At 62.2% G+C, this 25,931-nt stretch carries 21 protein-coding genes and 1 tRNA gene; 10 read left to right on the forward strand and 12 right to left on the reverse strand.

Features of this window, described 5'->3' with window-relative positions:
* Positions 1-84 precede the first annotated feature (84 nt).
* The 3 genes from tuf to ABWK72_RS11370 form a co-directional block, all read right to left on the reverse strand.
* Positions 85-1,266, reverse strand: a complete 1,182-nt coding sequence (gene tuf, locus ABWK72_RS11360; protein WP_367874907.1) for an elongation factor Tu — start codon at positions 1,264-1,266, stop codon at positions 85-87.
* 55 nt (positions 1,267-1,321) lie between these two features.
* A tRNA-Thr gene (locus ABWK72_RS11365) sits at positions 1,322-1,396 on the reverse strand.
* Positions 1,397-1,604: 208 nt separating this feature from the next.
* Complete coding sequence (locus tag ABWK72_RS11370; protein ID WP_367874908.1) at positions 1,605-2,435, reverse strand: TIGR00282 family metallophosphoesterase; 831 nt, start codon at positions 2,433-2,435, stop codon at positions 1,605-1,607.
* Positions 2,436-2,495: 60 nt separating this feature from the next.
* On the opposite strand from ABWK72_RS11370, the gene ABWK72_RS11375 reads away from it, so the two are divergent.
* From ABWK72_RS11375 to ABWK72_RS11400, 6 genes are all read left to right on the forward strand, one after another.
* Positions 2,496-3,755: a hypothetical protein gene (locus ABWK72_RS11375; RefSeq protein WP_367874909.1), complete on the forward strand. Its 1,260-nt coding sequence runs from the start codon at positions 2,496-2,498 to the stop codon at positions 3,753-3,755.
* A gap of 47 nt (positions 3,756-3,802) precedes the next feature.
* Entirely contained in the window at positions 3,803-4,363 is a 561-nt protein-coding gene (locus tag ABWK72_RS11380) for a Uma2 family endonuclease (RefSeq protein ID WP_367874910.1), read from the forward strand.
* A 135-nt stretch (positions 4,364-4,498) separates the two neighbouring features.
* Positions 4,499-5,974 carry a PA14 domain-containing protein gene (locus ABWK72_RS11385; RefSeq protein WP_367874911.1) on the forward strand — a complete coding sequence of 492 codons (1,476 nt, stop codon included), beginning with the start codon at positions 4,499-4,501 and terminating at the stop codon, positions 5,972-5,974.
* Positions 5,975-6,084: 110 nt separating this feature from the next.
* Positions 6,085-7,500, forward strand: a complete 1,416-nt coding sequence (locus tag ABWK72_RS11390) for a hypothetical protein (RefSeq protein WP_367874912.1) — start codon at positions 6,085-6,087, stop codon at positions 7,498-7,500.
* 500 nt (positions 7,501-8,000) lie between these two features.
* On the forward strand, positions 8,001-9,134 hold the full coding sequence (locus ABWK72_RS11395) for a type I restriction endonuclease (protein WP_367874913.1): 1,134 nt from the start codon (positions 8,001-8,003) through the stop codon (positions 9,132-9,134).
* Positions 9,135-9,154: 20 nt separating this feature from the next.
* Entirely contained in the window at positions 9,155-9,367 is a 213-nt protein-coding gene (locus tag ABWK72_RS11400; protein WP_367874914.1) for a hypothetical protein, read from the forward strand.
* Between the two features lie 74 nt (positions 9,368-9,441).
* Here ABWK72_RS11400 and ABWK72_RS11405 read toward each other — a convergent pair whose 3' ends face one another.
* On the reverse strand, positions 9,442-9,990 hold the full coding sequence (locus ABWK72_RS11405; RefSeq protein WP_367874915.1) for a GNAT family N-acetyltransferase: 549 nt from the start codon (positions 9,988-9,990) through the stop codon (positions 9,442-9,444).
* Positions 9,991-10,070: 80 nt separating this feature from the next.
* Here ABWK72_RS11405 and ABWK72_RS11410 point away from each other — a divergent pair, with 80 nt between their 5' ends.
* Complete coding sequence (locus ABWK72_RS11410; protein WP_367874916.1) at positions 10,071-10,859, forward strand: YitT family protein; 789 nt, start codon at positions 10,071-10,073, stop codon at positions 10,857-10,859.
* 268 nt (positions 10,860-11,127) lie between these two features.
* Here ABWK72_RS11410 and ABWK72_RS11415 read toward each other — a convergent pair whose 3' ends face one another.
* Positions 11,128-11,622, reverse strand: a complete 495-nt coding sequence (locus ABWK72_RS11415; protein ID WP_367874917.1) for a DUF6194 family protein — start codon at positions 11,620-11,622, stop codon at positions 11,128-11,130.
* 95 nt (positions 11,623-11,717) lie between these two features.
* On the opposite strand from ABWK72_RS11415, the gene ABWK72_RS11420 reads away from it, so the two are divergent.
* Complete coding sequence (locus ABWK72_RS11420; RefSeq protein ID WP_367874918.1) at positions 11,718-12,539, forward strand: NAD-dependent epimerase/dehydratase family protein; 822 nt, start codon at positions 11,718-11,720, stop codon at positions 12,537-12,539.
* Between the two features lie 86 nt (positions 12,540-12,625).
* Here ABWK72_RS11420 and ABWK72_RS11425 read toward each other — a convergent pair whose 3' ends face one another.
* From ABWK72_RS11425 to ABWK72_RS11455, 7 genes are all read right to left on the reverse strand, one after another.
* Entirely contained in the window at positions 12,626-13,078 is a 453-nt protein-coding gene (locus ABWK72_RS11425; RefSeq protein WP_367874919.1) for a hypothetical protein, read from the reverse strand.
* Positions 13,079-13,431: 353 nt separating this feature from the next.
* The gene (locus ABWK72_RS11430) at positions 13,432-13,668 is read right to left on the reverse strand and encodes a hypothetical protein (RefSeq protein WP_367874920.1); all 237 of its coding nucleotides are present in this window, start codon (positions 13,666-13,668) and stop codon (positions 13,432-13,434) included.
* A 15-nt stretch (positions 13,669-13,683) separates the two neighbouring features.
* Entirely contained in the window at positions 13,684-15,576 is a 1,893-nt protein-coding gene (gene dxs / locus ABWK72_RS11435; RefSeq protein ID WP_367875336.1) for a 1-deoxy-D-xylulose-5-phosphate synthase, read from the reverse strand.
* Positions 15,554-15,904 carry an exodeoxyribonuclease VII small subunit gene (gene xseB / locus ABWK72_RS11440; protein WP_367874921.1) on the reverse strand — a complete coding sequence of 117 codons (351 nt, stop codon included), beginning with the start codon at positions 15,902-15,904 and terminating at the stop codon, positions 15,554-15,556. Before xseB ends, dxs begins: the two co-directional genes overlap by 23 nt.
* Positions 15,904-17,751: an ArnT family glycosyltransferase gene (locus tag ABWK72_RS11445; protein WP_367874922.1), complete on the reverse strand. Its 1,848-nt coding sequence runs from the start codon at positions 17,749-17,751 to the stop codon at positions 15,904-15,906. Before ABWK72_RS11445 ends, xseB begins: the two co-directional genes overlap by 1 nt.
* Before the next feature lie 31 nt (positions 17,752-17,782).
* Entirely contained in the window at positions 17,783-19,159 is a 1,377-nt protein-coding gene (locus ABWK72_RS11450; protein ID WP_367874923.1) for a sigma-54-dependent transcriptional regulator, read from the reverse strand.
* 224 nt (positions 19,160-19,383) lie between these two features.
* The gene (locus tag ABWK72_RS11455; RefSeq protein WP_367874924.1) at positions 19,384-20,556 is read right to left on the reverse strand and encodes a PAS domain-containing sensor histidine kinase; all 1,173 of its coding nucleotides are present in this window, start codon (positions 20,554-20,556) and stop codon (positions 19,384-19,386) included.
* Between the two features lie 126 nt (positions 20,557-20,682).
* Between ABWK72_RS11455 and cutA the strand changes: the two genes are divergently transcribed.
* Together cutA and ABWK72_RS11465 are read left to right on the forward strand one after the other, a co-directional pair.
* Positions 20,683-21,003 (forward strand): divalent-cation tolerance protein CutA, encoded by a 321-nt coding sequence (gene cutA / locus ABWK72_RS11460; protein ID WP_367874925.1) that lies wholly within the window; start codon positions 20,683-20,685, stop codon positions 21,001-21,003.
* A gap of 203 nt (positions 21,004-21,206) precedes the next feature.
* Positions 21,207-25,910: a beta strand repeat-containing protein gene (locus tag ABWK72_RS11465; RefSeq protein WP_367874926.1), complete on the forward strand. Its 4,704-nt coding sequence runs from the start codon at positions 21,207-21,209 to the stop codon at positions 25,908-25,910.
* Positions 25,911-25,931: the final 21 nt, after the last annotated feature.

The raw sequence follows: 25,931 nt of genomic DNA on the forward strand, positions 1-25,931 counted from the left end.
ACTCCGGCAAAGTTGCCGAAGTACCCCGAAATTCGTCCCAGCCGGTTGTCGCGGGGCGACAGACTGAGGGTCTTCCTACGTTAGTCAAAGAATTTCGCTGACACGACCGGCACCCACGGTGCGACCGCCTTCGCGGATGGCGAAGCGCATGGTCTGCTCCATGGCGATCGGCGTGATCAGTTCAACTTCCAGGTTCACGTTGTCCCCGGGCATGACCATCTCGACGCCGTCCGGCAGCTTGATGCTTCCGGTCACGTCGGTGGTGCGGAAGTAGAACTGCGGGCGGTAGTTCGAGAAGAACGGGGTGTGGCGACCACCTTCGTCCTTGGACAGGACGTAGATCTCACCGCGGAACTTGCTGTGCGCCTTCACCGAACCCGGCTTGGCGATGACCTGGCCGCGCTCGACGTCGCCCTTCTTCAGACCGCGGATCAGAAGACCCACGTTGTCACCTGCACGACCTTCGTCGAGCAGCTTGCGGAACATTTCGATGTCCGTGACGGTCGTCTTCTGGGTGTCGCGGATGCCGATGATCTCGACTTCTTCCATCTTCTTGACGACACCGCGTTCGACACGACCGGTGCAGACCGTTCCACGACCTTCGATCGAGAACACGTCTTCCACAGGCATGAGGAAGGGCTTGTCGATGGCGCGCTCCGGCTCCGGGATGTAGGAGTCGACGGCTTCCATCAGCTTGTAGATGTTTTCCTTTTGCGCTGCATCGCCATCGAGGGCGAGCTTCGCGGAACCCATCACGATCGGGATCTCGTCGCCCGGATATTCGTAGGTCGAAAGGAGGTCGCGGACTTCCATTTCGACGAGTTCGAGCAGCTCGGCGTCGTCAACAAGGTCAACCTTGTTCATGAACACCACGAGCGCTGGCACACCCACCTGACGGGCAAGCAGGATGTGCTCGCGGGTCTGGGGCATCGGGCCGTCGGCGGCGGACACCACGAGGATGCCACCGTCCATCTGGGCGGCGCCGGTGATCATGTTCTTCACGTAGTCGGCGTGACCGGGGCAGTCCACGTGGGCGTAGTGGCGCTTCTCCGTCTCGTATTCGACGTGAGCGGTGTTGATCGTGATACCGCGCTCGCGCTCTTCCGGAGCGGCGTCGATGTCGGCGTAGCTCTTCTTTTCTGCAAATCCTTTGTCCGCCAGCGTATTCGTGATGGCTGCGGTGAGGGTGGTCTTGCCGTGGTCGACGTGACCGATGGTGCCGATGTTGACGTGCGGCTTGTTCCGCTTGAATGCTTCTTTGGCCATGGTTGTGGTGGTTACGCTTTGAGACTGTGGGCTCCTCGTCCGCTAGTGCTGCCGCTGGAGCTCGTGGGGGGAATTGAACCCCCGACCTCGTCCTTACCAAGGACGCGCTCTACCCCTGAGCTACACGAGCAATTAACGGCTGATCTGTTCCGCCTGCCCCGGGGTTCTGCAGGGAAATCCGGAGGGGCTTCGTGAGACGAAAAACCCCCGCGAATTTACCGGCCAATTCCGGGAAAAGCGGGGCGGAAGTTGAACAAGGTCGGCCATACTGTCAAAAAAAATCTCGGTTGAAAGAAGATAAATCGTGATCTGGACTATACCGATTTATTTTCAAGCACTTAGATGGAATCCGTGAGGGCTGTGGCAACCTCTTTCACCGCGAGCAGCCGGTTGAAGCGCACAATCTCGAGACAACGGCCCGTCGCAGGGTCCATTTCAGCCACTGCGCCGCAGAGTCTCACAGGCCCGGAAGCAATCGGAAAACGGGTTGGCATGCCGGTGCGGAAGCGCCAGACCACGGAATCCGGCGAACGGCCCAGCACGGAAGCATCAGGTCCGCACATCCCGGCGTCCGTCAGGCAACCGGTGCCGCCCTCCAGAATCCGCTCGTCCGCCGTCTGCACGTGGGTGTGGGTTCCCACCACCACCGAGACCTTGCCGTCCAGCGCCCAGCACATCGCGATCTTCTCGCTGGTGGTCTCGGCATGGAAATCCAGGAAAATCACCTGCACCCCGTCGGCCCGCAGCCGCCCGGCCTCCGCTTCCACGGCCAGGAAGGGGTTTTCCAGCGGCGGCTGCATGAAGGAGCGGCCCTGCGCCTGGATCACTCCGACCCGGCCTTTCGGCGTCTCCAGCACGACCGAGCCTTGGCCAGGCGTATCGGCAGGATAATTGATCGGTCGCAGCAGGCGCGGCTCGGTCGGGAAGTAATCGACGATCTCGGATTGATCCCAGACATGGTCGCCAGTGGTGATCACCGCCGCGCCCGCCCGCAGGAGGTCGATGGCGATCCGTGGCGTGATTCCACGGCCGCCAGCCGAATTCTCGCCGTTGACGATGATGAAATCCAAGTCCAGTTCCTTGCGCAACGCGGGCAAATGCTCGATCACGGCCTTGCGACCGGGTTCACCGACAATGTCACCTAGAAAAAGTATGCGCAGCGGCTCCATGAAATCGGGGGCCCGCGAGGCTTACCCCCCCGCCCTCCGGCCCGCCAAGTCAAATCCCCGATGAGAGTCCGCAGCCTGCCCCTCCTGATCGTCTGCTCGATCGGATTATTCGCCCTGATCCTCTGGCTCCGTCCGCGCGATCCCGCTCCGCCAGCACCTCCTCCCCCGACCTCTACAGCGGACCTCTTCTCGACGCCCAACTGGCTGGAATTGAACGACTATCAGTCCACGATCTCGCGCGCTTCCTTTCTCCGCCTGATCGACGGCACCTTCACCCTCACCCCGGCGTGGCGGGAGTGGTTCGAGGTCGGCACGGACGAGGTGAAAATCCGCACCTCGCGCGATCCAGCGGACATCTTCCGCCTGCGCTTCGCCCCGGAAGGGCTCGAATCCCCGCCGCCGCGCTTCTGGCGGAGTCCTTCCCAGCTCGGCCCGGCCCCTGCGGACAGGCCCTTGGAAGGCCTGAAGGTCGCCATCGATCCCGGCCACATTGGCGGCTCGTGGGCCAAAATGGAGGAGCGCTGGTTCCAGATCTCCGGCTCCCAGCCGGTGGAAGAAGGCACCATGACGCTCAGGGTCGCCCAACTGCTCAAGCCGCAGCTCGAAGCCCTTGGCGCCACCGTCACCCTCGTCCGCGACAAGCTCGAACCAGTGACCGAACTCCGCCCCGAAATGCTTCGGTCGCAAGTGAGCACCGGAACTTCTCCCGGCAACATCGCCAAACAGGCCGAGTTGCTCTTTTACCGTAAAGCCGAGATCCGCGCCCGGGCGAAGCGGGTGAACGAGACCATCCAGCCCGACCTCACCCTCTGCCTGCACTTCAATGCCGATGCCTGGGGCAATCCCGCCTCCCCTACCCTGGTCCCCGCCAATCACTTCCACATGATCCTGAACGGCGGCTACACCGGCGAGGAAGTCTCCCGCCCGGACGAACGCCACGATCTCCTCCTGAAGCTCCTGCAGGGCATCCACGATGAGGAGGCCGCCATCGCCACCAGTGCCGCCAGCGCCTTCGTGGAGCGAACCGCCATGCCGCCTTATCTCTACACGCCGGGCCTGAGCAGCGCCCGCGATGTCGATGCCAATCCTTACCTCTGGGCCCGCAACCTCCTCGCCAACCGCCTCTACCGCTGCCCTGTGGCCTACTACGAGCCCTACGTGATGAATTCGCAGGAGGATCACACCCGCATCCAAGCCGGCGACTACGAAGGCCTGCGCGATGTCGCCGGGAAACTCCGCCCCTCGATCTTCCGCGAGTATGCGGACTGCGTGGCGCTAGGCTTGGAGCGCTACTACCGCGCCCATCGCCCGGCCCGCTGACCGAACTCCCGCCTTGGCCTCAGCGGACCTTCTGCTAGCTTGTTGCCATGGCCGCCGTCATCGAAGGGAAGAAAACCGTCGCCGATTTCATGGCGCTCGGTGAAGGCCCCCCTTACGCGGAACTCATCGACGGCGAAATCATCATGGCTCCTTCCCCCTTCCGCAGTCACCAGTGGGTAGCCCAACGCCTGTATTTTCTGATACAGTTGCACCTCGAAGCTTCTCCGGCGGGAGAGCTATATATGGCACCCTTCGACGTCCATCTGGGAGAACACGACGTGCTCTGTCCGGACCTCAGCTTCTTCGCGAAGGAGAGCCTTCACCTGCTCTCCGACCGAGGGGCCGAAGGCGCTCCCGACCTCGCCATCGAGGTACTATCGCCATCCACCGCGCGCCGCGACCGCAAGGTGAAGCGGGAAATTTACGCCCGTCACGGCGTGAAGGAACTCTGGCTGGTCCATCCGGATGCCGAAACCATCGAAGTCTTCGATTTCTCCAAACAGCAGAACGAACCTGTTGCCGTGTTGGAGAACGGAACCCATCCGGCGATCACGACCGCGATCCTTCCCGGATTGGAGCTGGCGCTCGCCAAAGTATTCCGGAGCTAGCCGCCTCGATGGCCGCTGGCGGGACTTGCTTCCCGAACCCGGTCGGCATGTCACCGTTTTGGGGACCCGGGAATCTCTGTCATTTCCCCCATCCGCGGGATAGCCCTTGCATCTTCAATCCGTTTTCCTTCCACGATGCTACGCGCCGTTCTCCTCGCCACCCTGCTTGCCCTGCCGCTCCATGCCCAGGATGGCGGCCAGCTTTTCACCCTCTATTGCTCCGCCTGCCATGGCGTGGATGGCAAGGGAGCCACCGGCGGCCAGTTCCCGCCGCTCGCCGGCAGTGACTGGGTGCGGGGCGATCCCGCCCGCGCGGTGAAGCTCGTCCTCCACGGCCTTCATGGCGAGGTCGAGGTCGATGGCCGCAAGTTCAACCTCGAGATGCCCCCGCAGGGCGGCGTGCTGCCGGACGACCAGATCGCCGCCATCCTCAGCTATGCCCGCAGTTCATGGGGCAACAAGGCCGAAGCGGTGACCGCGGACTTCGTCAAGGCCACCCGCGCCGCCACCGCGGACCGCAAGGTTCCCTGGACCCAAGCCGAAATCCTCAAGCTCCATCCCCTCCCGCCGCCCGCGCCGCCGATCGCCAACCTCATCTCGCAGGTCTATCAGGGGGAATGGCAGAAGCTCCCGGACTTCTCCAAGCTCAAGGCCGGTAACATCGAGGAAGAACACTCCGGCAAGATCAGCATCAAGAAGGCCGGCTTTACCGAACTCTTCGGCATGACCTGGGAAGGCGATCTCACCGCCCCTGAGGCCGGCGAATACCTTTTCCGCCTCGATGCCGATGACGGCGCGCGCGTCCTGCTTGATGGCAAGAAAGTTGCGGAGGTCACCGGCACCGGCCCCATGGACGGCGGCCGCGGCCAGGATGGCTCGATCAAGCTCGAAGCCGGAGTCCATAAGATCCGGGTCGAATACTTCGAATACCACGGCAACGAAGGCATCGCCCTTGCCTGGCGGAATGCCAGTGTGCCGGGCTGGAAAAGCCTGTCCGATACCTCGATCAAGGGTGGCCGCGAACCGATCCCTCTCACGCCGCAGAACGGACGCGCGGTGGTCTACCGGAACTTCATCGAAGGAACCACGCCGCGCGGCATCGGCATCGGCTTCCCGGGCAGCGTGAACCTCGTTTACAGCGCGGATGACTGCGCCCCCGAGCTGATCTGGACCGGCGCGTTCATGGATGCTTCCCGCCACTGGACCGACCGCGGGCAAGGCAACCAGGCTCCCGCCGGCGAGAATGTCGTAAAGCTCGCCGGCTCGCCGGCATTCACCGGAGAAGCCCGCTTCCGCGGCTACAAGCTCGATCCCGCCGGCAACCCGACCTTCTCCGTGCAAGTCGGCAAGCAGTTCGTGCTCGATAGCTGGAAGCCCGGCACCGCTAACGGCGCGCCCACACTGGTCCGCACCCTGACCACCACCGGCGGTGGGCCTCTGAGCATCCTGATCGCCGAGAAGCTGGCCGTTAAAAAGGAAGGCCAGGCCACCCTGCTAGGAGACAAGCTAAGCCTCCAAACCGACCACGCCGATCTCGAAAGCCGCGACGGCAAAGCCTTCCTCAAGCTCACTCCCGGCCAAGCCGCCACCATCACCTACTCGTGGAAATGAAGTTCACCCCGAAGTCGAAGTCCCAAGTAAGAAGTTCCAAGTTCCAAGGTAGGCTGCCCTTGATTGATTCGCGTCCATTCGCGTCCATTCGCGGTTTCTTTTTCTGCGCCTTGGCTACCGCTGCCCAAGCCCAGCAGCAGTCCGACTTCTACACCCGCGAGGAGATCCCGATGCCTCCAGGCGAGATCCTGGAACTCGGCTCGATCGCCCTGATGCCGGACCAGAAGGTAGCCGTCGCCTCCCGCCGCGGCGATCTCTGGATCTGCAGCGGTGCCTACGGCTCCGACCTCACGCAGGTCACCTGGTCAAAATTCGCCGAAGGCCTGCACGAGCCGCTCGGCATGTTCTGGAAGGACGGCTGGCTCTATCTCACCCAGCGCCCCGAAGTCTCGCGCATCAAGGACAGCGATGGCGATGGCAGGGCCGACGTCTTCGAGACGATCAACTCGGACTGGGGCATCAAGGGCGACTACCACGAATACGCCTTCGGCTCGGAGGCGGACAAGGAGGGCAACATCTGGACGGTCTTCTGCCTCACCGGCTCCTTCACCGCGGAGTCCCCCTTCCGCGGCTGGTGCATGCGGGTCAGCCCGAAGGGCGAGATGATCCCCACCTGCTCCGGCATCCGTTCGCCGGGCGGCATCGGCTTCAATGCCGATGGCGACGCCTTCTACACCGACAACCAAGGCCCTTGGAACGGCTCATCCTCCCTCAAGTGGCTCAAGCCGGGCTCCTTCCAGGGCAATCCCGAAGGCAACAAGTTCTACGCCGACACCAAGGCCATTGGCGCACGTCCGACCCAGCCGAACGACAACTCGCGGATCATCAACGAACGCAAGCGCATCCCGGAATTCGTGCCCCCCGCAGTGGTTCTCCCGCATGCGAAGGTCGGGAACTCGCCCTCCGGCATCGCCTGCGACACCACCGGCGGCAAGTTCGGCCCTTGGGAGAAGCAACTCTACATCGGTGAGCAGACGAAGTCCGAGTTGCAACGCGTCTGCCTGGAGAGGGTCAACGGTGTCTACCAAGGTGCCGTCTTCCACTTCCTGAGTGGCTTCGAAGCCGGCATCGTCCCCGTCCGCCAGGCGGAGGACGGCACCGTCTTCATCGGCGGCACCAACCGCGGCTGGGCCTCCAACGGCAGCAAGCCCTTCACCTTCGAGCGGGTCCGCTGGACTGGCAAAACACCCTTCGAAATGCAGACCATCTCCGCGCTGAAGGATGGCTTTGAAGTCACCTTCACCGAACCCGTCGATCCGGCAACTGCGGGCAAGACCGAGTCCTATTCCATGGACGCCTGGACCTACGTCTACCGCGCCGAATACGGCTCTCCGGAAGTCGATCATGTCACGCCGAAGATCACCGGCATCAGCGTCTCTCCGGACAAGAAGAAGGTGAAGTTGAAGGTCGACGGAATGGTTCAAGGCCATGTCCACCATCTCCAGGCCAAAGGGGTTAAGTCCTCCAGCGGAGCGAAGCTGTGGCACGATGAGGGCTGGTACACCTTGAATGAGATTCCGAAGTAATCCCAACTTTCTTCAAGAAGCGAAACAGACGCTCTTCTCCCACAGGGACGGCTCATAACAGCCGGGCACGAGTGCCGGGTGGAATGGTGTCAACGACGCGCGTCCTGTAGAAGCGCCTCATGCGGGGGGATGCAGGACTGTTCCACCCGCTATCCCGCCGTCAAGGGGTAGGGCTTTGCGGTGGAGGATTATTCAAGATCGCTCGACGGAGAAAGCGTCGGCTCCGCCCATGCGCATCGCCGCCGTCCAATCCGAAGGGTAAGTTGTAGGTCACCGGGACGACGCGGGAAATAGTCTGGGCATTTGGATTCTTTGAACAGGAGGAAGCCAGAGAGAACGGAGGAAAGACCATGGAATAATTTGCGGTCAAATCTCCCTGTCAAATTTGACTGAGAGCCACAACGACTTTACGCCAGCCTGAGTCAAAGAAATCCCGAATATCGATCTGAGCCTCGAAACGCAGTCTTGCGAAGATATCCTGTATCAGATAGAGACTCGTCATGGATCTTTCCGATCACCTCCTCCAGATTGCGTCCCGCATTCCTTCGCAGCTTCCTCATCTCCTTACCGAGGAAGCAACGAAGAATGCGTTGGTTCTGCCATTCCTCAACGGCCTCGGGTATAATGTCTTTGATCCGACCGAAGTCGTTCCCGAATTCATTGCGGATGTTGGGACCAAGAAAGGCGAGAAGGTCGACTACGTCATCATGCGAGATGGGAAGCCTGCGCTCCTCATCGAATGCAAGCCCGTGGGATCCAAGCTCCACATCAACCACGCGTCGCAACTCTTCAGATATTTTTCCGTGACAGACGCCAGGTTTGCCATTCTGACGAACGGCACCGACTACCAGTTCTATACTGACATCGAGGCACCCAACAAGATGGACGAGAAGCCGTTCTTCGAGTTTTCGATGCTCTCACTCGACCAAAGAGCAATCGAGGAATTACGGAAGTTCTCCAAGTCCGCCTTTGATGTGGGAAGAATTCTCACCACCGCCAGCGAACTGAAATACAAGAAGCAGATTCAAGCGTTGCTGTCTAAAGAGCTTGAGGCCCCTTCCGACGATTTGGTCAGACACTTCGCCAAACAAGTTTACGGCGGGACCTACACGTTGGCAGTGAAAACTCAATTCACCCAGCTAGTCGGAGACACCTTCAAGGAATTCATCAAAGATCGCGTTACCCAGCGCATCCAATCGGCGCTCGACGGCAATATCGGAGCCCCTGCGTCAACTTCCATTACTCCTACCGAGACGAGAGCCTCCAACAACTCGCCAGTTGGCGAAGAGGATGTCGTGACCACTTCCGAGGAGACGGAAGCATTCCATATCGTCAGAGCCATCCTTTCCAAACACGTTCAGCCTGTCCGCGTGGTGATGCGGGACACCAAGAGCTACTGCGGCGTTTTACTTGACGACAACAATCGCAAGCCGATCTGTCGCCTTCGCTTCAACTACTCTCAAAAATACATCGGTCTCTTCGACGCTGAGAAAAACGAGGAGAAATTCCCTCTGAATGTGCCGCTCGACATTTTCAAGTTTGAGGAACGATTGGTCGAGGCCGTCGCAAACTACGAGAATCCGAATTCGAAGACCACCGAGGCTGGAGAGATCGTCAAAGCCGAGTCCGCATAGCAAAGCGCTCCTCTACTCGCATGGACCCCCGTGAAATCGCCGAGCTTTGCGAGGCCGTACCGCCAAATGAGCGGGAGCAGGTTGCGGACTTCGCACGCTTCCTCATCTTCTGCCAAGGGGACGAGCAATGGGAAACGTTGATCGGCGGCTCAAAGCTGCGCCCGAAGCCGGACGCCTTCTTGAAGCGGTCCTCGACCGAAACCGGCGAGGAGCTCCTGACAAGCCGCTTGTGATCTCGCACATTGACCCGGCTTCTGGTGCGCCCCGCTGGAAGCCGCGTTGCAGGGGCCCGGCAACAACCCTCGACCTAGAACAGGTAACCTAGCATGTCGATCTCGCCGCTTGGCCAAGGTCGGTTTGAAAGAGGCTTGATCAGGAAGCAGTCTCCCAGATCCCTTTGGATCACACCCGCGCTTTTGCGTTCGTCGATGCCGAGCCACTTGGTGTGGGCAGGCTCAACCCGGGTAAAACCCGATTTCATGTAAACCTCGTGGCGATCCGCCATCAGCACGAGGAAATCACGATCATGCAGCTGCCCGATTTTCTCCGCCTTTGAAAGCAAGAGCGAGGCTATCCCCTCGCCTCGCTGCTGGGGATGAACGCACAGATCGATGATCCCAAACACCCTCAGGATATCTCCGCCGATATTGACCATCCTGGAATCGATGCCGAGTTGACCCGCCAAGATCCCGCGATTCCAAAGCAGCAATCGGAAGTCGGGCAATTGCTTATAGTAAGTCCTGCCCTCGAAGGTGTTGGGAAAACACAGCTCGAGCAGCCTGGCGATGTCCGCCTGGATCGCGACCGGGATCTCGTGCTCGATGAGCTCCTGGACTTGATCGCTCTCGGATTTCACTCTGCGTTCTTTGTGGAGTTCGCGCCCAAAAAACCACCTTTTCTTGCGACCATCCCTCCAAACCCACTACCCTCCCCGCGTTGATCAATTCCACATGGCTCGACCGGCGGCACCGCGTCCTTGAATACCTCGGCATGGCCGCGGCGGGGCTGCTGTATGCCGTCGCGCTGAAGTATTTCGTCTTCCCCGCGAAGGTCATCCTTACCGGCTTCGAGGGCATCGCGGCGGCCCTGAGCTACTACTTCAAGACGGACTCCCTGTTCCTGATCCTTTACGGGATCTCGCAGGCGATCCTGGTGATCTTCGCCTACCGGAAGATCAGCCGGACCTTCGCGATCCGGACCTCGCTGACGGTCGGGATGGTGCTGCTGACCCTGCCCTTGCTGCCGGAGATGAAGATGGCAGACTTCCAGCAGGAACGCCTGATCCTCGTCCTCTTCGGCGGCATTCTTTCCGGCCTGGCGAAGGCACTGGCGCTGCGCCTGCGCGGATCGACCGGGGATGAGGATATTCTCGGCGCTTACTTCGCGATGAAATATCTGAAGCCGGTCGGAAGCATCGCGGTGATCTCCGCGGCGGTTTCCTGCGTCTTCGGTCTGGCGATGGAGTATTTCAGTTCCCGGCACATCGAGCCGGTGATCAACACGCTGATGTACACCAGCATCTTCATCTTCACCGGCGCGGAGACGCTCAACAACTTCTTCCGCAAGTTCAAGCTGGTGATGATCACCGCCTTCAGCAAGGAGCCGGACGCCATCGGCAAGGCCATCACGGGAGCCGCGCCACATCGCACCTACACCATCCAGCGTGGCATAGGCGGCTACTCGGCAGAGCCGCTGCATCTGGTCCTGTACGATCGTGACCCATGAGGAACTTCCTGAAGTGCTCGATGCATTGGAGAGGGATTGCCCGGAGGCATTTCACTTCCATCACGACATCGAGGGGATCTCGCGGAGTTATTACATCAAGCCGATCGGGTAGGCCCGCCCCTTGCCCATATTGCGTAAAGATCGACGCGTCAGCGCCCGGCACCGCGGAGGCTCTGCACCGCAGAAGCCACTTGGGATGCCGGGGGCACGCCGAGGGCGTGTATGGGTAGCGCCGTCGTGGTGCTGCCTGCCTTTCCGTGCCGACTCATCAAGGGACCGTTCTGCGGGCCGGAGGCTCCGCGGTCCCGGGGGGCAGGCATGGGGCGGGCCTACGGGGATCGCTCCTACTTCGCTTTACCGCGATCTCGTAGGCCTCGGCGAGCAGCGGCTTCAGAGTTTCAAAGGTCGCGCCGGACGGACTCAAGGCGCAGATCCAGTTCATCGGCGCGTAGACGGGATGCGGCATGAGTTGGTCCAAGGCGGTGAAATCATGGCCGGTATCGACCACGCCATCCGGTGCCGCCCATCCCGGCGCTCGGCCAAAATGGGAGTGATAGGTCTCCTTCTCAATGCCGATGTTCAGGCGATAGACGCCGGGGCGATTCAAGTCCGAGGCCTTGTCGTACTGGTCGCTGATCACCAAGGTCACGAAAGGAAACTTCTTCTCTCCCGGTGCGAAGAAGAAGTGGTTGCCCCGGTCGATCTCGATCTGGACCTCCGCGCAGTGGCTGGCGATATGGGCGATGATGTCGTCTTCCGTCATGGGGCGAGGGACAGCTTTTTCGAAGGGCGCCCGGCACCTCCAGCGAAATACGCGGCCTCCTTTACATCCGCCGCACCCGGCGCGAAAAGAGCCTCGTGCGAACCCTTCTCCTCTGCGGCCACGGTTATCTGGGCGAGGCAATTGCCCGCGGCTTCCGCGGGGCGGGTTGGGAGGTCGTTGCCCTGTCGCTGTCCGGTGGCGAGGATTCAATCGCCTGCGATCTTTCCGCCCCGGCTTCCGTGGCGGCCCTGCAGGCGAACCCGGACTTCATCGTCCACTGCGCCGCTTCCGGACGGGGTGGCGAGGATCGCTACCGCGCGGTATACCTCGATGGTTGCCGCAATCTCACCGGGCGCTTCCCCGGCGTGCCGCTGCTCTTCACCTCGAGCACCTCGGTCTATGCGCAGGTGGATGGGTCGGTGGTTACGGAGGAGAGTCCTGCGGAACCGGATCGTGAGACGGGGAAGATCCTACGGGAGGCGGAGGACTTGGTTCTTTCTAAGGGCGGCATCGTCGCACGGCTGGCAGGGATCTACGGACCGAGCCGAAGCGTGATCCTGAAGAAGTTCCTGAGCGGTGAGGCGCTGATCGAGGAAGACGGCCGGCGCTACCTGAACCAGATCCACCGTGACGATGCAGCCGCGGCGGTCTTGAAGCTCGCGACATGCCCTACCCCGGGAGAAGCCTACAATGTGGCCGACTCGGTGCCGCTTACCCAGCTCGAATGCTATCAAGCCCTGAGCCGGATCTTCAGCCTTCCCCTGCCCCCATCCGGCCCGCGCGACCCCGACCGGAAGCGCGGTTGGACCCACAAGCAAGTTTCTAACAAGAAGCTGACTGCGCGCGGCTGGAGCCCGGGATTTCCCTGCTTTATGGATGCAGTAAAGTCAGTGGCCCCCACCCTCGCGCCGGGTTGATTCTTCTTCGGCGCATCTAACGGAGCGCCAAAAGGCCGGCATCCCCCCGGAAGCCGGCCATTCCTTGAAGCGATGGACTCCGCCGTTCAGCGGATGAAGCCCAAGCCGGAGACGCGCTCTTTCCCGTCACGCTCCGTCACGGTGATCGTGATGGTTCCAGTGCCGGAATCCGCGGCCACCTCCGTCTTGATATCGTCATGGCCGCTCACGCGCCAGTTCGTGAATTGATCCGGGGTGCCGCCCGCCTTCTGGAATTCCGAGGCGAACTGGGTGACGAAAGAGGTTTCAAAATCCCGCTTTTGGGTCTCGGAGGGCAGCAACGTGTAAGCTGCCCCAATGTTCTCGCCCATCGAGTTGAGCATCGCCCAATCGATCTTATCGAACACGGAGCTTTCGCCCTTGGCCAAGGACTCGAAGGTGTTCTTGGCAAAGGACATGTCGGCTTTGCTCTCGATCTTCGCGACCTGATGCTCGGCCTTGTCGCACTGCGTCAGGACGAGGGCGGAAAGGATGCTTGCGCCAATAAGGAGGTGTTTCATGCAAAACACTTATCGCAAGCGCCGTGCCTGCCGGGCCGATCCCTGATTTTCAATCGGTTGCATTCAAGCGCTATCCGACCCAAACGGCATTTTGCAATGTTCGGCCCGATTACATTCGCAAGGATGCATCATGCACGACTGCCGGGGGGCCTTGGCGCTCCTCCTTAGCCGATGCGGGAACGGATGGCCCCATACGCCCGCTGCACCCCCGTCGGGGTTGCATATCTCTCATTTTCCCCCGGGTAGGACCTCCTGCGTCCTCCTCCGCCCACGGGCTATGAAGGACGCGTCGGCCCAACCCGGGGCTATAGGATGAAACCTCTCCGAGGTTTAGAGCCGTGCCGCCCTTCGCGCTACGAATCCATGATCGCCCGCACCGCGGGCCGCAGGGAAGCCGGGAAGTTCGGCTTGAAGTGGATGCGCTTGTCGCGGGTGATCCAGAAAGCACTCGCCACCGGCAAGCCATCTGCCGCGAACAGTTCGCGGAGTTGCTTCAACTGCACGAAGGTCGGATGCCCCTTGCGCACGCAGACGTGCTTGGCACGGACCTCGATCCACTCGGTCGCGACCTTGTCGATGAACTCGGCCATGGCGAACTGCGTCCGTTAGAAATACCGCATCACCTTCTCCACCGCCGCCTCCGCGGTCAGGCCATGGAGTTTCATCAGGATGTCCGGCTTGCCGTGCTCGACGAACGCGTCCGGCCAGCCGATCCGCTCGACCGGAGTCGTGATGTGGGCGTCCGAAAGCAATTCGATCACCCCGCAGCCGAAACCGTTGTGCAGCACGTGATCCTCGAAGGTGCAGACCACCTTGCACTGCTTGGCCAGGCGTTCGATGACCGTGTTATCCAGCGGCTTGATGAAACGCGGGTTCACCAGCGCGACCGAGAGACCCTTCTCTTCCAGCATCGCCTTGGCCTTCTCCGCCATGCCGAACATCGTGCCGAGACCGATCAGCACGACATCCGTGCCCTCCGCGGCGACGATCGCCTTGCCGAGTTCGATCGGCGCGACCGGAGCGTCCAGCGCGGAGCCATTGATCGTGCCACGCGGATAACGGATCGCCGAAGGACCATTTTCGTAACCCGACATCCACTTCAGCATCGCCACGAACTCGGCCTCGTTGGCCGGCTGCATGTGGACGATCCCGGGAACGGGGCGCAGGTAGCCGATGTCGAAAAGCCCGTGGTGCGTCGGGCCATCGTCGCCGGACAAGCCGCCGCGGTCCATGCACAAGCGCACCGGGAGACCCTGCAGCGCCATGTCATGGATGATCATGTCGTAGGCGCGCTGCATGAAGGTGGAATAGATCGCCAGGAAGGGCTTGTAGCCCTTCGTCGCCATCCCGCAGGCGAAAAGCGCGGCGTGCTCCTCCGCGATGCCCACATCGTAATAACGCGCGGGCAACTCGTTCTTGAAGATCTCCAGCTTGGTGCCGCCGGGCATGGCGGCCGTGATCGCCACCACCTTCTCGTCGGCCTTCGCCATGTCGGTGACGGTGCGCCCGAAAATGTCCGAGCAAGTCGGCGTCGCGGACAAGTCCGTCGAGCCGTCCTCGATCTTGTAGGCACCGAGGCCGTGGAATTTCCCCGGATTGTCGAGCGCCGGCTGATAGCCGCGGCCCTTCTCGGTGATGATGTGGAGCACCACCGGCTCGTTGAGCGTCTTGAGATGCTCGAAGGTGCGGACCAGCAGCGGCAGGTCGTGACCATCGATCGGCCCGTAGTAGCGCAGCCCGAATTTCTCGAAGAGGACGTTCGGGAAAAGCAGGTTCTTCGCGCCTTCCTCGACCTTGTGGGCGAGCTTGCGGACCGCCTTCCCCGCGACCTTTTCGACGAAATCCGCGGCCGAATTGCGCACGCTGGCATAGGTCGAGTGGGTCTGCAGCGCGTTGAAGTAGCGCGCGATCGCCCCGACGTTCTTGTCGATCGACCACTCGTTGTCGTTCAGCACCACGATGAAGCGCTTGGTCGTCTCGGCGATGTTGTTCAGCGCCTCGAGCGTCGGCCCGCAGGTGAAGGCGGCGTCCCCGGCGACCGCCACCACATGGCTGTCCTCCTTCGCCAAATCTCTGGCGGCGGCCATCCCTAGCGCGGCGGAGAGCGCGGTGCCAGCGTGGCCTGCGCCGTAGCTGTCGTGCTGGGATTCGGTCCGCAGCAGGAAGCCGTTCAGGCCCTCGTAGGTCCGGATCGTGTGGATCCGGTCAGCCCGGCCGGTGAGCATCTTGTGCACGTAGCCCTGGTGGGCCACGTCGAAAACAAAGGAGTCCTGCGGCGTGGAGAAGACCCGGTGCAGCGCCACGGAGAGCTCCACGACCCCGAGATTCGGCCCGAGGTGCCCGCCGGTGCGGGACAGGCAGGTGATCAGCGAGTGGCGGATTTCCGCGGCCAGCTTGATGAGATCGGACTCGGGAAGCGCTTTGACGTCTTCAGGCGATCGGATGGCCGCTAGAAGAGGGCCGAGGGCAGAATGCTCAGAAGAGGCGGATGTCGTCATCGTCGTCGTGGTCGTCCGGGGTGCCGGTGGCGTGGCCGGCAGGTTCGTCATCGTTTTCATCCGGAGATTTTTCGTCTGCCCCCGAAATCGCCGCGGCGTCATCGGCGGCTTTCGCGGAGATGGTTTGGAGGCGTTTCCGGGCGGAGGCGAGGACCGTCTCGCAGCGCGCGAGTAATTTCGAGCCCTTTTCGTAGCGGGACACCAATTCCTCAAGCGGAAGTTGCTCCTCCTCCATCGCCGCGACGATGGCTTCCAACTCATCGAGGGCGCTTTCGAAGCTGGTTCCCTCCACGGACTCGGCCGTGGTGTCGTTTTTCTTGCGGGCCATCAACGGGATGATTCCTCCTGCGCGGTGTTGCGGCTGCCATACCAAACGAAATCGCCTCCCACCAGGCGGGTCATCGACCCGTAGCGTGCCCACAGCCCTTGGGTTTTCGAATCGAGCTGCATGATATTGTAGACGGGATTCTGCGGGCCGCCGTAAGTCAGCGAATAGATGTAACCGTTGAAAACCAAGGAGCTGAGATCGGAATACTGGCCTTGGACAAGTCCGGGCGTGCCGGCTTCGATCGAACTGGGGGTGGTCAGGATTCCCGCGAATGGCGTGCCCAGCGCTTCGGCATCGGCCTCCATCTTGTCGAAGCCCTTCTTGTTCTTCGGCAGCCAGACGCAGACCGTATCGGCATACCAAGCGACCGCCCAAGGCTGGTCGGAGACCACCACCTTGGCCGCTTCCGTCCCGCCGCCGCGCCGGACTTTCATCAATTCCGGCAGGCTCTTGCTCAGGACGTCCGCGCGGTAGTGCGGCCAGGGGAAGCCGTTTTTACTGAACTGCATGGTCAGCCGCACCTTGTTCGGCGTGGTCAGCAGCATCGGTGCCGCGGACAATACGATAATCGTGATGAAGTGGGCATTCCGCAGGAAGGGCACGTTTGCCACCACGTCCAGCCGGCTCCATAGGATCGAGATGAAGGCCAGACCATAGGCGGCCATCACCGGCGCGAAGAGAATGTGGATCTGATTCGGATTGGTCGAACGCTCGCGGTCGATGCCGAATACCGCCATCCCCAGCGCCGCGAAGGCCCACATCAGCAGGATCCCCCAGCGGAAGCTCGCGATGGTGCGGCGTTTGAAGGGATGCAGCAGGGCCAGAAAGAAGATCGGCGCGGCGAGGATTCCGCCCAGGAAGGGAAGCAAGTCCGAGGCCTGCACCAAGGTGGTGCCCAGCACCTTCACGATCAGCCCGTCGAGCCTCAGCGGCTCGCTCTGCAGGTCGTGGTTGCGCATGACCACGGATTCAGCACCGCCGGCCAGACCATTGTAGAAGACGTAGAAGCCGGTGCCGAAGGGCTGGCCGGTAATGTCATTGGAGCGGATCAGCGGGAAAATGATCGCGATCGCCAGCATCCCGAGCCCCGCCAGGGCGATCGCCCCGCGCGGCTTGAAGGCCACCGCCACGAAGATCGCGTAGCCCAGGAAAATCCAGATCGCGATCCAGTGCGCCAGCGCCATCAGCACGAAAAACGCACCGCCAAGCAGCGCCATCCCGAAGCTCGAACGCCCCTCCTCGGCCGCTTCCATCGCCCGGTAGGTGAAATACAGGCCGCAGGAAAACAGCAGGAGCAGCAGCATCTGCGGTAGCCCGCTCTGCGAAAACTGCCACATCAGGTCACAGAGCAGCATCAGCAGCGCCGTGACCCCGGCGATCTTGGGATCGAAGATCCGGCCCACCAACAGGTAGGTTACCCCGATCGACATCAGGAAAAACAGGGTCGAGACCAAGGCGACGATGCGATCGAGCGGGAAAATATACTCGTTGTTGGTCATCGGCCAGGCACCTGGCTCGTCGGCCCCCACCAGCTTCAGCACGGCTCCCAGGATCAGGGGATTGAGCGGCGCGTGGTAGGTGTCCCGGAAATTGGTGAAAGGCACCCGCCCGCCGTTGTTGGTCTTCTGCGCCTCATAGTAAGCGAGTGGCCGGACCATCTTGGTCACGAAGCCCTCCCCGCGCGCGATCTCGCGGGCGATCGCCGCTTGCTCCATGGCCTGCGGCGTGTCGAGGCCTCGGAAAAGGGGGAAGAGGTTGAGCAGGGTGAAGCTGATCAGGAACAGGAAGAACAAGATCCTGCGGATCATCACCGCCGTTTCGAAATGCGAGGTCGTGGGGCTGCTCATGTGGATCGGTCGGGGCGCCGTTACAGGGGCTTCAGACCTCCTCCTCCTTCAGCTTTCGCTGGAGGGTGCGGCGGCTGATGCCGAGGAGCTCGGCGGCCCGCGTCCGGTTGCCTCCGGCTTGTGCCAAGGCGGAGCGGATGGCGCTGGTTTCGAGCGCATGCAAGTTGAATTCGCGGGGGGCGGCAAGGGTGATTTTGCCATCTATCGGCACCGTCACCGCGGGCGACGGCAGCGGCGCCTCCCCCAGCACCGAGGCGGGCAGATGCCGCAGGTCGATCACCGGGTCATTGCTCATCACCACCCCATGCTCGATCGCGGTGCGCAGTTCGCGGACATTTCCCGGCCACGGATACTCCATGATGCGGAGGATCGCGGCATCGCTCAGCGGCTTGACCGGCCGCCCGTTCTCTTCCGCGAATTCCTTCAGGAAGGTTCCGGCCAGCAGCACGATATCCTCCGCCCGCTCCCGCAGCGGGGGCATCCCGACCCGCACGACATTCAGCCGGAAGTAGAGATCTTCCCGGAAATCGCCGCGGGCGACCATCGCCGCCAGGTTCTTGTTAGTCGCGGCCACCAGGCGGACATCCACCTTCACCGTGTTGTTCGAGCCGACCCGCTCGATCGTCCGCTCGGACAGGGCCCGCAGCAGCTTCACCTGGATCGAAGCATCGATCTCCCCGATCTCATCGAGGAACAGCGTGCCGCCATCGGCCTGCTCGAAGCGCCCGATCCGCCGCTGGACCGCACCGGTGAAGGCACCCTTCTCGTGGCCGAAGAGCTCGCTCTCCAAAATCTGCGGGGCGAGCGCCGCGCAATGGACGATCACCAGTTTCTCCGCCGGCCGCCCGCTCAGGCGATGAATCGCGTGGGCCACGACCTCCTTGCCGGTGCCGGATTCGCCCTCGATCAGCACCGTCGCCCGGGTCGGTGCGACCTGCCGGACCACTTCGATCACCCGCTGGATCGCCGGCGATTTCCCCGCCAGGCGCTCCAAGCCGGAGGAATCCGAAATCTGCGCGCGGAGCTGGGTATTCTCCGTCTCGAGCTTGCGGTTGCGCAGGGCCCGCTTGAGCAGCATCTCCACCTCGTCGAGGTTCAGCGGCTTGGTCACGAAGTGCCAGGCACCGCGCCGCATCGCCTCCACTGCCGTGTCCACCGAGCCGTAGGCGGTCATCATGATCGCCACTGGCGGGGTGGGCAGCTTCATGGCATCGCTCAGGAGATCCATCCCCGAATCCCCGCCCATCCGTAGGTCGGTCAGCAGCAGGTCGATCGGCTCGGACTTCAGCACGGACATGGCCTCCGCGTGGTTCGAGGCCGTGAAGACGTCGAATTCTTCCTCCAGGGCGGAGCGCAATCCGTCGCGGGTGGCGCGTTCGTCGTCGGCGATGAGGAGGGTGGGAGTCATGGAAGAGAATGACGAATGAAGTGGCGGGCCAAATGACGAATTCAGAATTCCCGAATGTCGAATGAAGTGTGTTTAAGAGGGAAGGTGAAGGTCAGGGGCAATCAAGGGTGGCGCGGCGAATTACACAGCTCGCAACCACTCAGCCGCGGCTCTCTGCTGGAATCTCCCTCCTTCATTCAAGAACACACTTCATTCGACATTCGGAAATTCTGAATTCGTCATTCTCAATCAATGTCGATCACCCGGTCCGCCTCCAGCAACCTTACCGGCCTAGGTCCTCTTGGCAGATGAATCAGAACCCTTGTCCCGCTACCGGGTTCGCTCTGGATCTCGATTTCCCCGCCGTGCTCGCGGACCACGCGGCGAACAATCAAGAGGCCCAGTCCGGTGCCGGACTGCTTGGTGGTGCGGTAGGGCTCGAAGAGCGAGCCCATCTGCTCCGGCGGGATCCCGGTGCCGTTGTCCTCGATGGTAAAGGTGGCCTCGAAATCATTGGCCTTGGCCTGCACCCGGATCACGCCCTTCTCGCCACCGATGGCTTGGAAGGCATTCCTCAAGAGGTTGTAGAAGACCTGCTGGAACTGCCCGGCATCCACCTCCATCAGCGGGAAATCCGGTGCCAGCGATAGCTCGACCGCCACGCCGCGGGCCTCGAGCTCCGGCTCCAGCAGCTTGACCGCATCCGACAGGATCTTCGGCAGATCGCAACGCTCGCGGTTCGGCGTGGTCGGGCGGATCGCCTGCAGGAACTGCCGCAGGATCGTATCCAGCCGTTTGATCTCGTTGCGGGCGGTCGCGAGGTTTTCCTCCAGCGGGCCGCGGTCGCCCGGCGGCAGCTTGCGCAGCTTGCGGGCCAGGAGCTGGAGGTGGATGTCCAGCGAGTTCAGCGGGTTGCCGATCTCGTGGGCCACCCCCGCGGCGAGCAGGGTCAACGCGTTCAAGCGCTCCGACTCCAGCGTCTGTTCGGCCTCGGCCCGGGTCGTGGTCAGGTCACGCACCAGCATCACCCAGCCAAAAGCCGCCTTGGGCAGGTTGTCATGACGGATCGGCGAGAGGTAGAAATTCAGGAAGCGGTTCTCCGGATAGAAGATCTCGATGTCCCGGGACACCACCATCCCCGGCTTCACCAGCGAGTCCCAATCCAGCCCCGGAATCCGCGCCGGCAGCAGTGTCCCCGTGGCATTCTCCGGATCGATCCCGAAAAACCGGCAGGCGGCCCCGTTGATGAAGGAGATCTCCCCTTCGTCATCCAGCACGATCACCCCCTCGTGCAGCGCCTCGAAGACTTGTTCCAAAAACCCCTTCTCCCGCACCAGCCGGTCAAGAAGCTGGCGCGCCTCCGCCGGATCGATCCGGTCGATCCGGGCGAGCAGTTTATCAAGGAAGCCGGGTTTCAAATCGGAAGAAGGAGGGATTTACCGCCAAGACACCAAGCTCGCCCAGCCAAGGCAGGGATCGGAAACTTGGAGTTCTTGGTGTCTTGGCGGTTCATTTTTGGCCTTTCGTCGGCTTAGCTTGCAGCCATGGAAAACGCCGTCGTCATCCTCTGCACCTTCCCCGACATCGAGCAGGCGCGACAGATTGGCGCGGCATTGGTGGAAAGGCAAGTGGCGGCCTGCGTCAACCTTCTCCCGGGCGTGGAATCGATCTACCGCTGGGAGGGCAAAGTCGAGCAGGCCGGCGAGATCCTGGCCTTCATCAAAACCACCCGCTATGCCGAGTTGGAGGCCGCTATCCACGAACTCCATCCCTACGAAGTTCCCGAGATCCTGGCGTTGTCCGTAATAAATGGATCGCCGGAGTATCTCGCTTGGCTGGAGCGCTGTTGTCCGCCAATCCCATAGGGATTTTCGGGCATAGTCGCGAAACCACAGAAATTCGCAATTTTTCGCAGACAAAGCCAATTTACGGCTTGCTGGGATAGGACATCTTCGTCCAACTAGATGCTAATTGGCGTTAAAAATGTGATTTACCCTCACCTTTTTTGCGAGATGGCACCATTAGCTGCCCGCAAAGCGCCATTTGATAGACCCCGACCCAAAAACCCATGAAATCCAAATACACCTTCGTCCGCGTACGAATCTCCCGCCGCTATTCTCCGCTAGCGGTGATGTCTATCGCACTTGCCTTTTCGCTATCCGGCCATCGGGCAAAAGCAGCCAGCGGCTCTTGGACGCTCAATAACAACGGCGACTGGGCAACCGCAGCAAACTGGCAGGGAAATATCATTGCCGACGGCTCGGGTTCCACCGCGACCTTCGACATCGACATTACCGCGGACCGCACGATCTCGGTGAATTCCCTCCGCACCATCGGGAATCTCACCTTCCGGGATACCGCCACCGCGTCGCACGCCTATATCATCGGCGGCAACAACCTCCTGAATCTGGATGATGGTGCCAATAAACCGACGTTCACCATCAACCCTAGGGCTGCGAATGTGATCATCGCGCGTATCGATCGCGCGATCAATACCAGCAATGGTTTCGAGATCGTCGCCCCGAACGGGCCGGCCTCCATGGCCCTGGGTAATATCGCGAATTCCTTCGGCGGCTCGGTTCAAATCAAATCGGGCGCATCGCTCCGCTTGGACAATGCCGGCAGCCTCGGCAACAAGGATCTCCAGACCACCGCCACCACCGGTCCGGGAGAGCCCACGGTGGTCGATTTCACCGAAGTGGAAGCCGGCGGCACCCTCAACGTCAACGGCCTGAACATCGGAACGGAGTACATCAAGGTGGCCGGCACCGGCTGGGACGGCGCGGGTGCGATCGTCAATACGGGGGCCGGTCAGACCCAGGTCTTTCAGCAGATGGAATTGACCGGAAACGTCACCTTCGGCGGCGCGAACCGCTGGGATGTCCGCGGCGGGGGTGCCACGGCACGGCTGTTCCAGAACGGCTTCACGATCACCAAAACCGGGACAGGTCAGGTTTCACTCGTGGGCACCACCATCGTGGGTGGCGGCGATATCATCATCAACCAGGGATCCTTCGGGGTGGAAACCGGTTCGTTTTTCGACGGCACGGGAACCGTCACGGTGAACACCGGCGGGACCTTCCTCCTGTACGAAAACAACAATACGATGACCCGCGCCCTCAACCTGAACGGGGGCAACTTCACCCACGGCTCGGGTGGGACGGCCGCGTATGGCGGGGATATCACGCTCAGCGCGCCGACGAATGCCATCAACCCCGGAGGGACGCTCAATCTGAACGGAGCGGTCAACGGCTCCGGGGCCCTTAACAAAACCAGCACGGGCACCTTGGCTTTGAACGGAGCAATCGGCTTCACCGGTGCCACCAACATCGCGGGGGGCACCCTGCGCTTGGGAACCCTGCCACTCCTCTCCGCGGACATCACCATGGCGTCCGGAGCGGTGCTCGATGCCTCATTGCTCGCTGCTCCCCAGAATGTAAGCAATCTGCTGAGATTCGGGCGTGAAAACGGAGGGACAGGTGCCGACGTCATGGGCTCGGTCACCATCGGCGCAGGCGCGGATGTCGAGATCGCCCAGTCGGTCCGCAACGGGGCAATCGCCAGCCAGACCCTCGCAACCGTCACCGGCAACCTATCCTTCGCGGGGGGCGGGACCATCGTGATGGACGTCGACGGGGAAACCGGATTCCTAGGCGATGCCCTGTCCGCAGAAGGCGATCTGAGCTTCGCCGGATCCACCGAAGTTCAGGTAACCCCGACCACCGGTGGATACTTCCCGGGCTCGCTTCCGCTGATTTCCTGGCTCGGAACCCTCACCGGCTCGAGCGCGAATCTCACCCTATCGGGACTTCCCGCGAGCACGCGCCAGAGCTTCGCCCTGAGTACGACCACGATCCCGAACACGGTCTCGCTGGATGTCACCGGAAGCGCCGCGTTCCTCGAATGGGTCGGCAACGGCACCACCAATACCTGGGACCTCAACTCGACCGCGGCATTCTCGAACGGCGGACCGGCCTCGGCCTTCATGAACCTCGACACCGTGAACTTCACGAGTGGATCGGCCGTGCCGCCGATCAACCTGTCGGGCACCCTGATCCCCGGAACGGTGAACGTGGATTCCGCGCAAAACTTCACCTTCGCCGGGACCGGCATCATCAGCGGTGCCTCCAAGCTGGTCAAAACGAACACCGGGACCCTGACAATCAGCGGAACCGGACACGACTTCTTCGGTCCGGTCACGATCAACGGAGGAATCCTCTCCGTGCCCATGATCGGGATGCTTGGCCAGCCTTCCGCGCTCGGAACGGGAAACAATATCCTGATCGATGGTGGCACGCTTTCTCTCAGCGGTCCTTCCGAAACGACGAACAAGACGCTCAGCGTCGGGACCAGCGGCGGCACCCTCGACATCGCCACCGCGGGGACGGTGCTCAGCCTGGGAGCCGCAGCACCGATCAACTCGCTGGGCGGCGATTTGACCGTGTCGGGCCCCGGTGCCCTGCGCTTCTTCCAGAACGACGCGAACCTGACGGTTGCGGCGAATTTCGCAGGAACCGGAACGGTGCGGCTCAATCCTCACGCCGCGGTCGGATCGACCGGTCTCCGCGAGGTGATCCTGAACGGCAACAGCCCGAACTTCGCCGGAACCTTCATCCTCGAAAGTCCAGTGAGCGGATCCTGGCGGATTGCGGCGGCGAGCGGGATACCGTCCAGGCTGGGCACGGCGGACATCGTGATCGAATCCGGGGCGCAGCTCTGGCCGAACGGCGCGGCGGCGATCCTGACCAACGATGTGACCATCACCGGCAACGGCTTCGTTGAGGACGCCTCCTTGTCGACCCTCGGTGCGATCCGCATCGACGGCAACGGAGCCATCAGCAATTCAATCATCACGGTAAAGGGGGCGTCGAAGATCGGGTCCTCCAGCACCGGCCTGCTCTCCGGAGTCACGCTCCGCGGCGCAACTTCCGGCGGCGGGGATGACATCCTCACCATCACCGGATCGAACTTCGGATTTGCCGAGAACATAACCTTCACCGGGACGGTGGACGCGGCCACGCTGGACAAGATCATCGTCGGCGGCGGCGGCACCTCCGCGGTGGCCAAGGCATTCCAGATCGGCGACGGAACCCTGGCCGGCGATCTGGGCGGCGTGCCGCTCCAGCTCGGCACCAACGCCCAGCCCTCGGTCCTGCGCTTCCACCAACCTCCCGGCGAGTATGTGATGCCCGCGATCACCGTGATGGGAACCGGTGCTGAAATCCACGCCAACATGGGGACTACCCTGCCGGCCGACCGCGGCTTGGTGATCGGCACCGGGCACACCCTTGATCTCGCGCTGCTTTCCGTCGGCTCCGGCGGCGGCACCGCGGCTGCGGTCTCCAAGCTGACGGTCGAAGCGGGCGCAACGATCGTGGCCCGCCAATACAACCTGGGCGACATGGCCTCCCGGGCCGGCGTGGTGGATCAGACCGGCGGCGACATCACGGTCAATACCGGCGGGATGCGCATCGGGCATTTCGTCACCAATAGCAGCGTCTACAATATGAGCGGCGGGACCCTCACCTTGACGGCGGCTCCAACCGCCACTCCCTCCGGCACCGGCGAACAAGTCGGCGGCATCTATGTCGGGGTGGACGGGACCGGTTCCTTCATCCAGAGCGGCGGTGCCGTCAGCACGAAGTTCGTGGTATTGGACAATCGCGTGGACACCGCCGGTGTCGACACCGTCAGCTTGAACGGCGGCACGCTGGCCCTGACCTCCACCTGGGGGATGATCCAGCGTAATGCCACTACCGCGGTGAACTTCGGCGGCGGCACGGTGATCGCGGGAGCAAACCTGCCGCTCGACGTGGCACCCGTCCTCACTACAGCCACGGTATCCACGATCAACACGTCAGGCTTCACGGTGACCGCCCCCAGAGCCTTCACCGGCGGGGGCGCGCTGACGGTCAACGGCGGCGGCACCTTCTCCATCGGGGGTGTTTCCTCCTTCAACGGTGCCTTCTCCCTGACCGGGAACACCACCCTGACCGGCGGCGGCACCGCGGGCGGCAGCACCGTGACGGTGGACGCGGGATCCACGGTGCGCCCCACCGGCACCATGGGCTTCGCGGGCGGTCTGACCTTGCAGGCTGGCTCCACCCTCGACATCCCCGTCACCGGGGCCGCCGCGGCCGGACGCGTCAATGTCACCGGGGCACTGGCGACCAACGGGACGATCAAGGTAACCCTCAGTGGCTACACTCCCGCCGGCGGCGAGGTTTATAACATCGCGGACTTCGCATCCCGCTCGGGGACTCCGACCTTCGACTTCAGCGCGGCGGCCCTGGCCGGTGGACTGACGTGGAACACCTCGAACTTCGCGGTGGACGGCACGATCCAAGTCGTCGGGGGCAATGCCTACGCCAGCTTCGAGTCGGCCAACGGAATCACCGGTGCCGGTGCCAACGCCGATTCGGACATGGACGGCATCCAGAACGGCATCGAGTTCGTCCTCGGCGGGGATCCCTCTCCACCGGCTTCGAATTCCAACGCCTTGCTGCCAACGCTGACCGTCAGCCCCACGCACCTGAACTTCGTGTTCCGCCGCACCGACGCCTCCGTCGGTTCGAATCCGCAGGTGCAGTATGGCAGCAATCTAGGAGGTTGGACCGTCGCCGCGAACGGTCAGCCGGGCGCAACCCCGGTGATCATCACGGTGGAAAACGATTTCCACGGTGCGGGGACCGACCGGGTCACCGTCCAGATCCCCCGCGCGCTGGCACTCCCCGGCACAAAGCTGTTCGCGCGGCTGATCGTCACTCCCTGAATCCCTCCGGCGTCCGTTGAA

The sequence above is a fragment of the Luteolibacter sp. Populi genome (genome assembly GCF_040801775.1).
Taxonomy (GTDB): domain Bacteria; phylum Verrucomicrobiota; class Verrucomicrobiia; order Verrucomicrobiales; family Akkermansiaceae; genus Haloferula.